Source organism: Aestuariirhabdus haliotis (assembly GCF_023509475.1).
Classification (GTDB): Bacteria; Pseudomonadota; Gammaproteobacteria; order Pseudomonadales; family Aestuariirhabdaceae; genus Aestuariirhabdus; species Aestuariirhabdus haliotis.
In genome coordinates this window covers 1-14,528 of the sequence record NZ_JAKSDZ010000066.1, presented here as the reverse complement: position 1 = coordinate 14,528, position 14,528 = coordinate 1, and the positions used below count along the sequence as shown (strand labels likewise).

Below are 14,528 nucleotides of genomic sequence, written 5' to 3'. Positions count from 1 at the left end.
CCAAACACCTATCGAGAGTCTGCCTGTTCAATGTATTACTGAGCAGGTGTTTTGATTCATCAAAACGCTACTAGAAATGTATCGGTTACCCTGGGGTTTGGCGCTTCAAAGGTCGGGCTTGCTTGTGTATCCAGTTATAGTCCTCTCATACAAGGGGCAGCCAAAAGGGTGACAGCGCACGGCGGGGGCTTAAGAAGTTAAAGCCCTTATCCGGGCGAAAGGTTGCAGTTTGGCACAATATCCCCCCTTTCAGAACGGCAAGCAGGTGGTTAATGATTCGAATAGGCCCGTAGGGATGAGACATGGACGTCGAGCCAACGCTGGAGGCAGGATGCCTCCTTGCGTTGCCAGAATTATTATTCACCTGCGCAGTGCACCCGCGGGGCGTTCTGAGGGCGCGCTTTGACGGATAGGGATCTCCTAATGCAGCGAAGACCATGGACAGTCGAGAGCTGCCTTGCTTCGTTTGTTAACGGTCTGCGAGACCTGTCCCTCATCGGGCTGGGAATCCGGTAACTAGGTGCTACTAGCTACGGGCTTCACTTCCGACAAAGAAGCAAAATCAGGAAAATTGAACCATACAAGTCAAGGCAACCTCACCACTTCGTGGCTGGACAGCTTAAAGCGCGCTTCGCGCACGGCTGCCGCTGCTTGAAGTGTTATGTTTTCGCAAAATTCGAATCATCAATAGATAGAATTTTCAGACTCTAAAAAACAGGATAAAATGCTTACCATCACAAGTATCGTTTTCAGTAAAGGGCAAAATGTAGTTTATGGGTAGTAGTCGTCGAGATGATTTCACAGATGCAACAAAGCGCACTATGGCTGAGCGAGTTGCTTGGAGATGTTCTTATCCTGATTGCGGAAGAAATACTGTTGGTCCCAACTCTAATGATCCAACCAAAAGAATAAATAATGGAATTTCCGCTCATATTCATGCTGCCGCACCAAATGGGCCCAGATATAATCCAGATATGTCCCAAGAAGAACGACGAGCTATAACAAATGGAATATGGATGTGTCGTGATCATGGGAATCTAATTGATGCGGACTTTACTGAATATTCAGCTGATACCTTGCTTAAATGGAAATTAGCAGCAGAGAAAAAGGCGGCAGAAAGTCTAAAGTTGCCATTTAATGATGGAGCATTTGACGAAACAACACTTCTACAAATTGGAAGTGAGAACATCCTCCATGCACGTTGGAATAGTATCAATTCGAAGGAATGGAGTTTTGAGCTTGTAGGGTCAGAAATAGGTAACACTGATAGTTTTCATGAATATGTAATGACTTTTAACTCAAAACCTGAAAGTGAAAAGTTCGTTGTCGTTGAATCTCAGGGTGATGCTAGAAAAATATCAGGGCTTGAAATCAGCAAGTCAAGAGATGGAAATGACATATTAAAAGTATCTACTAAAGATAAGTTCATACCTACTGATCCAAACAATGTCGGAATGACATTCAAGCTCAATGAAACTGGTGATATTTCCATTGGTAATGGACAATCATCAAGGATTAGTGGTATTGAAGCTGCAATACAATCTATTTCAACTTGTGTAGGAGTAATTAAAGGTGAAATTGCTCATGCTGAAGAGATAGGTTCGCTCGTTACTGATTATTACAATCTCTATAGTGAGGATTTAGAACTATTCTCACGGCTATTAAAGTTGGAATTTATCAGACTTTCTCTAATACCCGTTAAATCTAGTTCTTATAACGAAGAACTTAGAGTTCCATTACATTTTGTTAAGCGATTTATCAGTGTTAACGTTATTGATAAAACCCTTGAACACAGTAGGTTCTCAGCACTGATTGAGCTGGAATGGGGTAACGGCACGACCTGGAAAGGAAGCATTCCCATTTTCGTATACCAAACATAACAGAATAACCCTCCGGACTCCTACGGCGCCCGTGATTTGGGCGTTAAATTACAGAGGAAATTGTGGAAATACTTACATTAACAAATATCGGCCTAGGTATTGACTTCGTTGCAGCATGTTTGATTTTCTTTTTCGGATTTCCCACACAGATTGATCTGGGTAATTTAGATGGGAGTGGATCTTCAACAAAGTCCCATCCACTAGCTAAGCTTGGCTTCTTACTTTTGGCAGTGGGTTTTGCCTTGCAAATCGCAGGGAACATATGCACCACAATTTAACAAGCAAAGGCAGCAGCGCCCTGTGGGCTGGACGGCTTCGCCGCTGCTGCTTTGGGCGTTATGTGAATTATGGATAGACAAGCATTTATAGATAAATGGCCGGAACTGCATGTAAAGTATCTAGATCTCTTAGAAAGATATCCGCAGAAAATGAAAGAGGCCGGCGATTTATCTCAAGTCGAGTTTCTTAACGAATTTAAAGATATAGAGCACTACAATATTGAAATTGATATGGTTGACGGACTAGATACTGAAGACTATTTCGCAATTGGACATTCTGGCTGTGGTGATTACTACTTAATGGAAATTGGTAGTGAAGATCCAAGTGTTATTCTGTGGAATCATGAAATTGGCCAGCCAGAAGAAGATGAGAAATATTCCTCACTTGAAGAGTTTGCAGGCGAAATACTCGCTTCTAGAGAAGCTGTCCAGAATACACTTAAGAAAAAACCGTGGTGGAAAATTTTTTAGTGCACCACATAACAAGTACGAGCTTGGGACTCATGACCTCGCCCCATCCGTAAACGTTACGCAACAACACATGCCCTCTGATTATATTCAGGAATTTAATTTATATGGATTACTACTTGAGTTTTGGGCTCGTGATGGGGCTGACCGCCGGTCTTTCGCCAGGGCCGTTATTAACTCTAGTGGTTAGCGAAACGTTACAACATGGAATCAATGCTGGCGTGAAGGTCGCTCTTGCGCCGATGATAACGGATGCGCCAATTATCCTAGTGATACTGTTGGTAATGGATCAGGTATCCAGCTTTAACAATTTCGTTGGGGCTTTATCACTGCTGGGTAGTTTTTATATTTTATACATGGCTTACGATAGTGCCAGGGTTAAAGAACCAACGCTCAATGATGCGAGGGTTGGGACAAAATCAGTAGCAAAAGGGGTGCTCGCCAATGTGCTCAGCCCGCACCCATATCTGTTTTGGCTAGCCGTCGGAGCTCCTGCAATTATCAAATCAGCAAGTGTTAGTTCAATTGCCCCTGCGTTATTTATTGCAGGATTTTATCTGCCATTGGTAGGTTCAAAAGTGCTGCTGGCTTTACTGGTTGGGAAATACAGGAATGTATTAAATGGTAAGAGTTACAAATATATAATGCGATTCTTATCCTTGTTGTTAGTCATTTTTGCGGCGCTCCTCTTTATTGATGGACTGAAGCTTCTGGAACTTTCTGAAATTGCCTGACAAGCGGCAGTAATCGCCGAAAAAGCACGGCTTAATTCAAGAGACCAGAACCCTTAAGGACTTTTTAGGACTACTATAGACGTTAGGCCCTAGCCCCCATCAGCCCCGATAGCCGCTGGCAGCGTTCACATAATCGGAGCTTTAATAACAAGGATAAGATATGAAAAAGCACAGTTTGATCTCAATGGTAATTGGCATGGTAGCAACAGCATTAACCTCTGCGGCTAATGCTGATTGGGTTTCCGCGAGCCATGGCGATATTCCGTCAGGCAGTTTAATGAGCGGGCATGAAGCCGACGGAGAAACACTCTACGTATGTCGAGCCACTTACGAGGGTGGAGTACATCCGGGAAAAGTCAGAAGTACGTTAGGAGCCTGCAACATTGGTTGGGGCGGAAAGGAAATCCCTGTCGAACAGTATGAAACCTACGTTATTTGGCAACAGGCTACAGACGGTGAAGTGCCACCTTTCGCTGTTGTTGCTGGCCATGAAAGTGATGGCGAAAAGCTCTACATCTGCCGTGGTAACTATAACGGTGGCGTTCATTCGGGAAAAGTCAGAAGTGCATTCGGGGCATGTAATCTAGGTTGGGGGGGAGAGGAAGTTATGGTGAATCCCTATGAAGTACTTATTCGCTAGTTCAGTCAATGCAGACGAACACAGGCAATAAAAAAAGCCTGACGCATGCCGTCAGGCCTTTTTGAAACGCTGGAAAAGCCGCCTCGATAACGCAGCTAAAACACCTGGTTCTTGTTGCTACCTAGTCCTCGTTAATACCCAGCAGCTCGACATCAAAGATCAACACCGATCCGGCCGGAATCGACCCCGCCGAGCGATTGCCGTAACCCAGCTCGCTGGGAATAAACAAGCGGGTTTTCTCACCCACCACCATTAGCTGCAGACCTTCGGTCCAACCGGGAATCACCTGATTCAAACCAAAGCTGATGGGCTCACCCCGATCGACCGAGCTGTCGAACACCGCGCCGTCGATCAAGGTGCCATGGTAATGCACTTTGACTTTATCGGTCGCATTCGGATGCTCTGTGCCAGTACCCGCCTGCAATTGTTTATATTGCAAACCGGATGCCGTGGTTTGTACTCCTTCCGCCTTGGCGTTCTCGGCAAGAAACTCCTGCCCCAAACGAACATTTTCTTCCGCCGCTTTTTGATTCTTGGATGTCACCGACTGAATCAAAAAGAATACGGCTACCACGATCAGGGTACCTATCAGAATATTGACCACGCTTCTCACCTGCATATTGTCCTGTTGTTTATTGTCCGCTGGTTCTGTTGTTGATGCTGTTACCAACAGTCCGGGCGGAGAATTGCCGCCGGGCTGAGGCATTGTAACCTCGCCGGCCCAATCACTCCACCAAAGGAACCATCCCCTTGGGATACCAGTGATTTCGTGGTACCTCCAGCCAGTCATCCGACTCATCACAACGTGCCTTACCACTGTAATAAAGACCGCCATTAATTCGGTCCTCATAGATCTCATCGATGATTAACTGGCCATCGGCTAACAGGCAGATCAGCTCGGTACTGCGATTAGCGATGGGCGAGCGCTCGACAAAAAAACGGCCGCCACTAAAGCGCCGAAGGGTCCATTGCTGCCCCGGTTCTGGCAACAGGGTTAAAGGGGTATTAATGAGCGATCGGTATTCGGGTAACTCGTTCAAACTTTCCTGCCCTGCCCCGACAGCGGCGGTACCCACCACCGGCGTATAGGCCGCCACACTGCAGCCGGTGAGTGCCAATAGCGCACTGACGATCATGACGGGACGACTATAACCATCCACCAGCGACCTGACTCTGTAAAGGTCCATAGCATTTCCCTGTTGTTTTCCTGAGGGTTGCCCATTCACATCATAGCTCAACGCCAGGCAGGCAGAAGATTGCCGAGACATATAACAGAACATACCCTGCCTATTCAGCTGACCAATATCAGCCGCCAGGTCTCGGACTGTTAAGCGATCTCTGCTAGCGTCAACAGCATTGTGCCTTTGCAGTGAGCAACCCGATGCCAACATCAGAAACCACGCCACAACCGATCAGCGCACCGGTCGCTGCCGCCATCGCCGAGATTCATTGCGCGGTGGGTGACCAACTTAACGAGGGAGACCTGCTGATTACCCTGGAATCGATGAAAACTCGCTTCCAGGTCACCGCCCCCTGTTCCGGAGTCCTGCAGGACCTGCTCTGCCAGATTGGCGATACCGTGCAAAAGAACACCCCCCTGTGTCACCTTTTACCGGTCATGGAGGTAGAGGGTTCACACATTCAAATCCTGGCACAGGCCTCGGCCATCACACCAAAGGCCAAAACCGATCCCTCTCCCGCCGTGCAGGAGCTACAACGGCGATTGGCCCTGACCGAAGATCATTCTCGCTCTGAGGCATTAGCAAAACGCCATAATAAAGGCAGTCGCAGCGCCCGGGAAAACCTTAACGCACTTTGTGATCCAGACTCATTTATCGAGCACGGCCAGCTGGCGATAGCGGCCCAGCGCCAACGGCAATCGATCGACAAACTGCGCACCGATACTGCCGCCGACGGTGTTATTACCGGCCTGGCCACCATCAACCAGGCCCAGTTTCCGCAAGCACCTTGCGAAGTGGCGGTGATCATCAACGACTATGCGGTACTGGCGGGTACCCAGGGTTATTTTCACCATAAGAAGCTCGACCGTATGCTTTCACTGGCGCACAAAAACAAATTACCCGTGGTGATGTTTACCGAGGGCGGCGGCGGCCGACCGGGAGATACCGATGTCACCACCATGATTGCCGGCCTGAACCTCGATACCTTCGCCCTCTGGGCCGGACTGGAAGGTATTGCCCCTCGAATAGCCGTCGCCCATGGCTACTGTTTTGCCGGCAACGCGGCCCTGTTTGGTTGCGCCGATATCACCATTGCGACCCGCCAGTCCAGCATTGGCATGGCGGGACCGGCGATGATCGAAGGTGGCGGATTGGGTCGCTTCAAGGCCGAACAGATTGGTCCGGCAAGCGTCCAACAGAGCAACGGCGTGATTGATCTGCTGGTCGAGGATGAAGCCCAGGCCACCACAGCGGCGAGACAATTGCTGGGTTATTTCCAGGGCACCCTCAGCGACTGGTCTGCCCCGGACCAGGCAACAATTGGCTCGCTGATGCCGGACGATCGGCGCTTCGCCTACAAGGTTCGCGAGGTGATTACTACGCTTGCCGATAAAGACAGCTTTATGGAACTGCGCGAGAGATTCGGGCGCGCTATCATCACCGGTTTTATGCGTCTGGAAGGTAAACCCGTGGCGGTTATGGCCAACGACTGTTCGGTACTCGGCGGAGCCATCGATGCCGAAGCCGGTGATAAGGCCGCGCGTTTTATGGAACTCTGCAATCGCTTCCAGATCCCCCTGTTATCCCTGTGCGACACCCCGGGCTTTATGGTCGGCCCCGACAGCGAAAGCGAAGGTGCCGTGCGCCGACTGGCCTCATTGTTCGCGGCAGGAGCACGCTTTGCTGCACCACTGGTGTGCGTGGTGTTGCGCAAGGGTTACGGCCTGGGCGCGATGGCTATGGCGGGGGGCAGTTTTGCCAAGCCAAGCTACACAGCAGCCTGGCCCAGCGGCGAGTTCGGCGGTATGGGACTGGAAGGCGCGGTTCGCCTTGGCTTTCGCAAAGAGCTGGAGGCCGAAACCGACCCGCAGAAAAAAGAGGCGCTGTTTAATCACTTACTGGACAAGCTGTACGAGAACGGCAAGGCGACCGAAGCCGCCGCGTTTCTGGAAATCGACGCCGTAATCGAGCCAGCGCACACCCGACGTACAGTGCTGCGGGCACTGTCCAGCGCCGCCAGCAATTCAGGCTAACGGCATTCAGGCGTAATCGTATTCGCCGCCGGCTTGCAGGGCTCGCTGATACGCCGGGCGCGCATGCACCTTCGCCACCCAGGCCGCCGTATGCTGATGTGCCTCGGTCAAAGCACCTCGTGAAGCACTGGCCTCCAACGGAAAGCTCATCTGAAAGTCCGCCATGGTCAGGTTGTCACCGGCAAACCAGCGATTGCTGGCCAGATGCTGCTCGATAAAGGTCATATTGCTGGCCAGGTTCGGGCCGATGTAATTGGCCATCGCCTTGCCGGCAATCATCCTGGCGACCGGCTTGATAAAAAACGGCATCGGTGCCTTGGTCATACGGTCGAACACCAGCTTCATCACCATAAAAGGCATCAGGGTGCCTTCGGCATAATGCATCCAGTAACGGCACTGTAGACGCTCGCTTTCATCGGCGGGTTGCAAGCGGCCTTGGCCATAGCGCTCCACCAGATACTCGATGATCGCACCGGATTCTGCGATGGTCACCTCGCCATCGGTAATCACCGGCGACTTACCCAGTGGGTGTACGGCACGCAGTTCGGCCGGCGCCAGGTTGGTCGTCGCATCCCGCTGGTAGCGCTTTATTTCATAGGGAATTTCCAGTTCTTCCAGCAACCATAAAATGCGCTGGGAGCGGGAATTATTGAGGTGGTGCAGAATAACCATAACGAACTCCTGAGCGAAAACTCTGGCCGTTGACGCCCTGTCAGATTGAAAACAGTATTGTCCTTGAACGTTCTGCAGCCTAGCCGCTTCAGTTTCCATTCACCAGTTGCTTGCTCCTGCTATACAGCAGATAGATAGCCGGCGATAACGACCGGCTATAGTTCGCACAACAACAGACGCGACCGATCACCATCGGGGTTAATACAAAGCTCGCCCAGAAGGCTAAAACGCAACTGTTCCAGCAGTGCCAGTGAAGCTCGGTTTTCCGGGTCTACCAAAGCGGCAACTTGGCTCAGACCCAAACGGTTTTTGGCATCAGCCAATACCGCCCGGCAGGCTTCCAGGGTATAGCCCTGTCGACGCTCATCGGCCAACAAGGCATACCCCAGGTCCGGAACGTGCAAAGCATCGCGCTGCAATAAACCGCACATCCCCAGAGTTCGTCCGTCACTGCGGGCGCTTAAGCGCCAGAGACCAAATCCATGGCGCTGATAACTCGCCATGGGGCCCTCACGCAGGTACTGGTGTGCATCCTCTAGTGTTCGCACACCACGGTCGCCGATATAGCGTAAGAAGTCGGAATCGTTCAGCAGGGCCAGAATAAAATCGCCATCATCGAGTGACAGTTCATCGATGCATAATCGCGGTGTCAGCAGGGTGTTCATGGCGGGGTGTCTTGGTGGGTGGCTGAGCTAGCCTGAGCATTATTGACCGACCAGAGCATTTGCGCCAAACGCTCACCAAAAAACCACACTCTGACAAAGGGCCCCGGCTGCTGTGCTACCAGGGGACGGATCAATGTCACCATATCGGTATCGGAAGCGGCGAGTCGCCCTCGCTTGTAACAGAGCAACTCGATGGGCACGGAGACTGGATAACGCTTTTGCAGTTTTTTGCGCACGATGCGTTCTGCAGGGTCGGTTAACCACAAACGATCCGGGCTACTTGTTGTGGTATGGTGCAGCCCCTCACGTTTGGCCAGGTTCTCGTCGCACAGCTCGGTTAACTCAAAGTACACCCAGTCGCCGCCATGGTAACGACATCGAATATCGGGCTTGGGCGGGTAACATTTGCGGATGGTGTCGATATCGATCGGCAAGCCGGCGGCGCGAACAAACTGCTCGAACACGCGGACCTCCTCGATACCCTTATCCTGCTCTGTCATAGCTGGCCCTTTAACCAATTCCGCTTCAGATCCAGTATACCGATGCCCTGCCGCCATCAACAATCACCGAGATGTCAGTGCGGACTCACCAGACTCCATGTTTTACCCATACGCTAATGATAACAATCTTACAGGCACAAAAAAGGGCTTCACTGGAAGCCCTTTTCGTTTCAGCCAACGGCTCAAAGTTTCGGGCTTAACACCCGCACTCAAGCTCGACTAGTCACCGTAGATATCAAAGGAGAAATACTTACCGGCGATTTTATCGTAGGTGCCATCGGCACGAATTGCCGCGATGGCCTGATTAAACTGTTGCGCCAGTTTTTCATCACCCTTGCGCAACGCCAGCGCCGTTCCTTCGCCAATATAGGCGGGATCGGTCACCGGCTCGCCGACAAAGCCAAAGCCTTTGCCGCTGTCTTTTTCCAGAAACGCCAGCAACAGCTGATCAGAGTTACCGAAAATAGCATCCAGACGACCGTTAGCCGCATCCAGGTAGACCTCATCCTGCCCGCTGTAACGCTTGATGTTCACCACATCCCCGAATTTATCAGAAACATAGTTATCATGGATGGTGCCACGCTGAACACCGATGGTTTTGCCTTTCAGCCCCGCTTTGCTGATCACCAGTTTGGCGTCTTCTCGGGCGACAAAGCGAGCAGGCGTCTTGTAATACTTGTGGGTAAACAACACCTTCTTTTTACGGTCTTCGGTGATGCGCATCGATGCCATAATAGCATCGGCCTTACGCACCAGCAGCGCAGGAATCAAACCATCCCAGTCCTGGGTAACCCATTCACACTTTACTTTCATTTGGGCACACAGAGCGTCGGCAATCTCGATATCAAAACCCACCGGCTTGCCGTCAGCATTTTTGTAGTTAAAGGGCGGGTAGGTAAAGTCTGATGCCAATCGCACCACCTGTTGCTCTGCTGCTTGGGTGAAGGATGCCAGCAACGACAACAGTGCCGCACCAAATGCCATTTTCATTTTCATTGTTATCTCCCAGATTTTTAGTATTGGTAGTTTTCCAGGGCGGTCGCAACTTCGTCCATAGAGTCGGGCTCGCCAATGGTGATCCGCACACAACCTTCGAGAGCAGGATCCTGTGATTGATCACGGGCTACAATGCCCTGATCGATCAAATATGAAAAAAGTGTTTGTTGCGCTTCTGCTGATTCGTGTTTGCGCTGGCGAATCAAGACAAAATTGGTATGAGATTCATACACCGATTCGATACAGGGCAGATGCTTTATCCGCTCGACAAATTGCTCACGCACGGCAATCAACTGCTCGGTGGCGCGACGCATTTCAGCCACGTTGTTCGGCAACAATGCGGTCAGGGAAATCTTCGCGCTGGGGTCCGGAATCGGGTAGGGGGCAATCACCTTATTCAGGTAGGCCATGACGCTGGCGTTTGCCAGAACAAATCCACAACGCACGGCCGCCAGGCCAAAGGCCTTGGACAGGGTACGAATCACCACCAGATGAGGATACTCGGCAATCAGGTTGGCCACGCTGTGGTCCGGAGCAAATTCGATATAGGCTTCATCGACCACCACCAGGGTGCTGTCTTTCGTGTACTCGAGCAGTTCAATGATGTCATCCCGATTGATCAGGTTGCCGGTCGGGTTATTGGGCGAGCACAGAAACAGCAAATGGCTATTGGCAACTCCGGCTTTTATACGAGGCATATCCAGCTGGAAATCATCCAGCAAGGGCACCTTGTCCACGGCCACCGAGGCCGCCTCGCCGCAAAAGTCATACATGGCATAGGTGGGCGGACAGATCATCAGGCGGTCTTTGCCCGGCTGGCAAAAGGCCCGCACCAGCAGTTCAATCGCCTCATCGGCGCCCCGCACCGCCACCACCGAACAATCGACACCACTGTATTGCTGGTACGCCTCAGCCAATTCGTGAGGTAAGAAATCGGGGTAGCGGTGCAGGTTCGGGCTGCGATCATCGCTGCGAAAATCTGCCTCCAGCTCGTTGGCATTGAGCCAAAGATGCCCCTCTCCCCCAATGCGGCGAGCCGATTGATAGGGAATAAGCGCCTTCACGGCAGGAGCCGCAAGCTGATCGGCCAAAGAACTCATCGACGATGCCTCCAGAGCCAGCAAGGTACCGAGGCACATAGCTCAAGACCGCTGCTGAAATAGGGATGATTAGGGTTATTCGTTGAATGAGATTTAAACAAAATCCGGTTGTGGTCAGTAACGATATTCCAGCATACTAGCCATGCGATAACTTCATGGCTGGACAGACACCGAACATGCTCAAGCGCTTACCTTCGTTTCGCGAACTGCAGACCTTTGTCGTGACCGCGGAGCATCTTAATTTTACTCATGCTGCTACAGCACTGAGCTTGACTCAAAGCGCAGTGAGCCGGCAGGTGATCGCGCTCGAACAGCAATTGGGCGTCAGCCTGTTTAACCGCCACGCCCGGGGCCTGAGCCTGACCGTACAAGGCATGCGTTTTTTGCCACAGGTGGAACAGGCGCTTGCCACCCTGACCCACGCCATGGATGGGCTGCTGGCGGATGACGACAGAATTCCTGTCAAGGCACCCACCTGCATCATGCCCTGGCTGTTGCCGCGCCTGATCAGCTTTCGCAGTCGCTATCCGCAGCTGGAGATTGAGCTCACCTCCACCGTGCGCCATGGTATCAATTTCGCGACCGAACACTTCCACGCCGCCATCCTCTATGGGCAGGCCGACGAACCGGGGCTGGAATATCACCTATTGTTCGACGAGGTGCTAACCCCGATGTGCTCCCCCGAGCTGATCGAGGGCAACCACATCCCTAATCGTCAGCAGCTGTGCCAACTCACCTGGCTGCACGCCAGCGATAACCAGCACGACTGGCAGCTCTGGTTACAGGCGGCCCAACTGGCCGGACTCAGCGCCGAACACAACCAGCACTTTGACACCCTCGACCTGGCCACCAACGCCGCCCTGCAAGGTTTTGGTATTACTATTGGCGACCTGACCCTGAGCGCACCGGAACTGTCCCAGGGGCGTTTAATCGCCCCTTTCAACACTCGTGTCAGAAGCGGTAAAGCCTATTACCTGGTGTATCCGGAACAGCAGTCCGGCGATCCAAACCTGCAATGCTTTAGCCAATGGCTGAAACAGTAATAACAGGCACGGCAATCGCAATGCGGCGCACGCTGCACGAGCATTGCCTCACCCAACATCCAACAATGAGCTCTCTATGACTACCATCACCCTGGCCTGCGCCCACTGCAGCACATTCAATCGTATTCCCCGCGAACGCCTGGCTGACAAGCCCTCCTGTGGTCGTTGCAAGCTACCCGTTCTGAGCGCCAAGCCAGTGATCGCCAACAGCGGTAACTTCAATAATCTGGTATTGAAATCCAGCATTCCGGTGGTGGTGGACTTCTGGGCAACCTGGTGCGCTCCCTGTGTTCAGTTCGCCCCCACCTTTGAGCAGGCCGCTGCCCGCTGGGAACCCAGAGCGCGCTTCGTCAAACTGGAAACCGAAGCCGAACAGGCCCTGGCCCAGCGTTATGCCATTCGCAGCATTCCCACCCTGATGCTGTTTCGTGATGGTAAGGAGATCGCCCGCCAGAGCGGTGCCCTGCCGGCGCAGGCATTTGACCAGTGGCTGGGGCAGGTCATTGGCTCGGCTTAACGAGCCTCGAGTTTCAGAAGATGGCATCACGCAACTTTAGGGAAAACCTGAGTCACTCAATGTTGCCCTGAATTGATCTCTATCAGGGTTTGTCTCCACAGAGAGCGCACACTGAAGATAAGAAAAAATACCGACACAATAAAAGGACCGCCCTATGCCAATAGAGAAACACGATCTTGTTCACGAACTGCCGGAGTACAGAGACCAGATTCACCACTTGAAAATGAACAATGCGCATTTCGCCAAACTGTTTGACGCCTACCATGATGTCGAGCACGAGGTGCACCGCATTGAAGAGGGTGTCGAAACCCCGTCGGATGAATATCTGGCAAACAGGAAAAAGAGCCGCTTGAAGCTGAAGGATGAGCTATTCGATATGTTGAAAAAGCATACCGAAGCGACGGCCTGATAACCTCCTTCCCCCCTGGCGCAATAACAGAGATTGCGCCAGGGGTTCTGTTTCATTCCCACCGTTCAACAGTCCATCATCCCGTGATATTCTTCTGCAACAACCTCCTCGTATAAACAACCGCCAAGATCATTCGATATGGATATCCAGATAGAACTCAACGGTGCTATTGAGGTCACGGAAGTGATCGAGCTCTACCGCGCCAACGGCTGGTCATCGGCGGATAAACCGGAGCAGCTTATTGCAGGGCTGCGCAATTCTCACACACTGGTTACCGCTCGTGTTGACGGCACATTGGTCGGTATCGGCAACGCCATTTCCGACGGCCATCTGGTCGTCTACTACCCCCATATGCTTGTGCATCCGGATTATCAGGGTCAGGGCATTGGTCGCAAGATGATGATGGCCATGCAATCGGTTTATAGCGATTTTCATCAGCAGATGCTGACCGCCGATGAGGAAGCCATTGCCTTCTATCAAGCCCTCGGCTTTGAGCGCGCCGGCAACACCGAACCCCTATGGATATACGCGGGGACGGAGCATTAACCAAACCGGAAAAAACGGTATTCTTGCGGCCTCTGCCCCCCTCCCATACACCTTCGCGTATACGTTCATGGAGTGAATGTGAAAAAGCTGGTTTATACCTTTGTTGTTATTTTTTGCTTTATCGCCGTTATTAAAACCTGTCAGAGAAATATGGAGATAGCTTCCTGGCCCGAAGCCGAGGCCGTGATTGAATCGCACAGGATTGATAGCTATCGAGAGTCTGAAACCTATCTAACCGGGGATGGCACCTCCCGAAGCCGGTGGGTTGACAGGTTTAAAGTCGATTTCAATTATCGTTTTAATGTTGAAAACGTTAGCTACCAAGGCCGGTTTATCCTTAAAGATATGGCAACAGAAGGCGTAGCCAAACGCAAAGCGTCCCTCTACCCTGACGGCAAAACTATCACCATCAAATACGACCCCCTGAATCCTGATGATAATGTCTTTAGGGATTAGCAAAGCTTTGCTTCAATGACGCGGCTATTAATTTAAGAGGAATCTCCGTGAAACAATACGTTACCGGCTTTCTATTTTCACAAGACTCAAGACAGGTGGTGTTGATCAACAAGATCAATCCGGAATGGCAACGGGGTTTGTTTAATGGCGTGGGGGGAAAAATAGAAGCCGGTGAAGAGTCGGCTGCCGCCATGGTCAGGGAGTTTGCTGAAGAAACCGGTGTGATCATTCCCGAAACAGAATGGATCCGCTACGCCCATATTCACCGCCCCGGCCATTACGATCTGGATCTCTATTTTGCTCATTCTGATCTAGGGCACCTCTGATTAATTCAGATGAACTCTGGCTTTCAGGCGAATCCAGAATCGCGGCACGTCTTTGCAGTAAGGTCTAGACCTTTCAAAAAGGCG

18 protein-coding genes are annotated in these 14,528 nt (G+C 51.5%); 11 read left to right on the top strand and 7 right to left on the bottom strand.

The window, feature by feature from the left end; genetic code table 11:
- Positions 1 to 773 precede the first annotated feature (773 nt).
- The 4 genes from MIB40_RS18510 (at position 774) to MIB40_RS18495 (ending at position 4,000) form a co-directional block, all read left to right on the top strand.
- The gene (locus MIB40_RS18510) at positions 774 to 1,880 is read left to right on the top strand and encodes a hypothetical protein (protein WP_249696987.1); all 1,107 of its coding nucleotides are present in this window, start codon (positions 774 to 776) and stop codon (positions 1,878 to 1,880) included.
- A 347-nt stretch (positions 1,881 to 2,227) separates the two neighbouring features.
- Entirely contained in the window at positions 2,228 to 2,629 is a 402-nt protein-coding gene (locus MIB40_RS18505) for an SMI1/KNR4 family protein (RefSeq protein WP_249696986.1), read from the top strand.
- Between the two features lie 104 nt (positions 2,630 to 2,733).
- Positions 2,734 to 3,360: a LysE family translocator gene (locus tag MIB40_RS18500; RefSeq protein WP_249696985.1), complete on the top strand. Its 627-nt coding sequence runs from the start codon at positions 2,734 to 2,736 to the stop codon at positions 3,358 to 3,360.
- A 160-nt stretch (positions 3,361 to 3,520) separates the two neighbouring features.
- The gene (locus MIB40_RS18495) at positions 3,521 to 4,000 is read left to right on the top strand and encodes a DUF3421 domain-containing protein (RefSeq protein ID WP_249696984.1); all 480 of its coding nucleotides are present in this window, start codon (positions 3,521 to 3,523) and stop codon (positions 3,998 to 4,000) included.
- A gap of 121 nt (positions 4,001 to 4,121) precedes the next feature.
- Here the strand turns inward: MIB40_RS18495 and MIB40_RS19665 are convergent, their stop codons facing one another.
- Both MIB40_RS19665 and MIB40_RS18485 read right to left on the bottom strand, forming a co-directional pair.
- The gene (locus MIB40_RS19665; protein ID WP_264758629.1) at positions 4,122 to 4,706 is read right to left on the bottom strand and encodes an FKBP-type peptidyl-prolyl cis-trans isomerase; all 585 of its coding nucleotides are present in this window, start codon (positions 4,704 to 4,706) and stop codon (positions 4,122 to 4,124) included.
- 19 nt (positions 4,707 to 4,725) lie between these two features.
- The gene (locus MIB40_RS18485; protein WP_249696983.1) at positions 4,726 to 5,187 is read right to left on the bottom strand and encodes a hypothetical protein; all 462 of its coding nucleotides are present in this window, start codon (positions 5,185 to 5,187) and stop codon (positions 4,726 to 4,728) included.
- A 194-nt stretch (positions 5,188 to 5,381) separates the two neighbouring features.
- Here MIB40_RS18485 and MIB40_RS18480 point away from each other — a divergent pair, with 194 nt between their 5' ends.
- On the top strand, positions 5,382 to 7,214 hold the full coding sequence (locus MIB40_RS18480) for a carboxyl transferase domain-containing protein (RefSeq protein WP_249696982.1): 1,833 nt from the start codon (positions 5,382 to 5,384) through the stop codon (positions 7,212 to 7,214).
- Positions 7,215 to 7,220: 6 nt separating this feature from the next.
- Here the strand turns inward: MIB40_RS18480 and MIB40_RS18475 are convergent, their stop codons facing one another.
- The 5 genes from MIB40_RS18475 to hisC all read right to left on the bottom strand — a co-directional run bounded on the left by MIB40_RS18475 (position 7,221) and on the right by hisC (position 11,147).
- A complete protein-coding gene (locus MIB40_RS18475; protein ID WP_249696981.1) occupies positions 7,221 to 7,886 on the bottom strand; it encodes a glutathione S-transferase family protein in 666 nt (221 codons plus the stop codon).
- A 155-nt stretch (positions 7,887 to 8,041) separates the two neighbouring features.
- Positions 8,042 to 8,551, bottom strand: a complete 510-nt coding sequence (locus MIB40_RS18470) for a GNAT family N-acetyltransferase (protein WP_249696980.1) — start codon at positions 8,549 to 8,551, stop codon at positions 8,042 to 8,044.
- A complete protein-coding gene (locus tag MIB40_RS18465; RefSeq protein ID WP_249696979.1) occupies positions 8,548 to 9,051 on the bottom strand; it encodes a hypothetical protein in 504 nt (167 codons plus the stop codon). Before MIB40_RS18465 ends, MIB40_RS18470 begins: the two co-directional genes overlap by 4 nt.
- 219 nt (positions 9,052 to 9,270) lie before the next feature.
- Positions 9,271 to 10,047 (bottom strand): ABC transporter substrate-binding protein, encoded by a 777-nt coding sequence (locus MIB40_RS18460; protein ID WP_249696978.1) that lies wholly within the window; start codon positions 10,045 to 10,047, stop codon positions 9,271 to 9,273.
- Between the two features lie 17 nt (positions 10,048 to 10,064).
- Positions 10,065 to 11,147, bottom strand: coding sequence for a histidinol-phosphate transaminase (gene hisC, locus MIB40_RS18455; RefSeq protein WP_249696977.1), 1,083 nt, complete (start codon positions 11,145 to 11,147; stop codon positions 10,065 to 10,067).
- A gap of 155 nt (positions 11,148 to 11,302) precedes the next feature.
- Between hisC and MIB40_RS18450 the strand changes: the two genes are divergently transcribed.
- The 6 genes from MIB40_RS18450 (at position 11,303) to MIB40_RS18425 (ending at position 14,444) form a co-directional block, all read left to right on the top strand.
- Positions 11,303 to 12,190 (top strand): LysR substrate-binding domain-containing protein, encoded by an 888-nt coding sequence (locus tag MIB40_RS18450; RefSeq protein WP_249696976.1) that lies wholly within the window; start codon positions 11,303 to 11,305, stop codon positions 12,188 to 12,190.
- A gap of 76 nt (positions 12,191 to 12,266) precedes the next feature.
- Positions 12,267 to 12,707, top strand: a complete 441-nt coding sequence (trxC, locus tag MIB40_RS18445) for a thioredoxin TrxC (protein ID WP_249696975.1) — start codon at positions 12,267 to 12,269, stop codon at positions 12,705 to 12,707.
- 154 nt (positions 12,708 to 12,861) lie between these two features.
- The gene (locus MIB40_RS18440; protein ID WP_249696974.1) at positions 12,862 to 13,116 is read left to right on the top strand and encodes a YdcH family protein; all 255 of its coding nucleotides are present in this window, start codon (positions 12,862 to 12,864) and stop codon (positions 13,114 to 13,116) included.
- Between the two features lie 138 nt (positions 13,117 to 13,254).
- Positions 13,255 to 13,662 (top strand): GNAT family N-acetyltransferase, encoded by a 408-nt coding sequence (locus MIB40_RS18435; RefSeq protein WP_249696973.1) that lies wholly within the window; start codon positions 13,255 to 13,257, stop codon positions 13,660 to 13,662.
- A gap of 78 nt (positions 13,663 to 13,740) precedes the next feature.
- Positions 13,741 to 14,118, top strand: coding sequence for a DUF3592 domain-containing protein (locus MIB40_RS18430; protein ID WP_249696972.1), 378 nt, complete (start codon positions 13,741 to 13,743; stop codon positions 14,116 to 14,118).
- A gap of 47 nt (positions 14,119 to 14,165) precedes the next feature.
- On the top strand, positions 14,166 to 14,444 hold the full coding sequence (locus MIB40_RS18425; protein ID WP_249696971.1) for an NUDIX domain-containing protein: 279 nt from the start codon (positions 14,166 to 14,168) through the stop codon (positions 14,442 to 14,444).
- Positions 14,445 to 14,528: the final 84 nt, after the last annotated feature.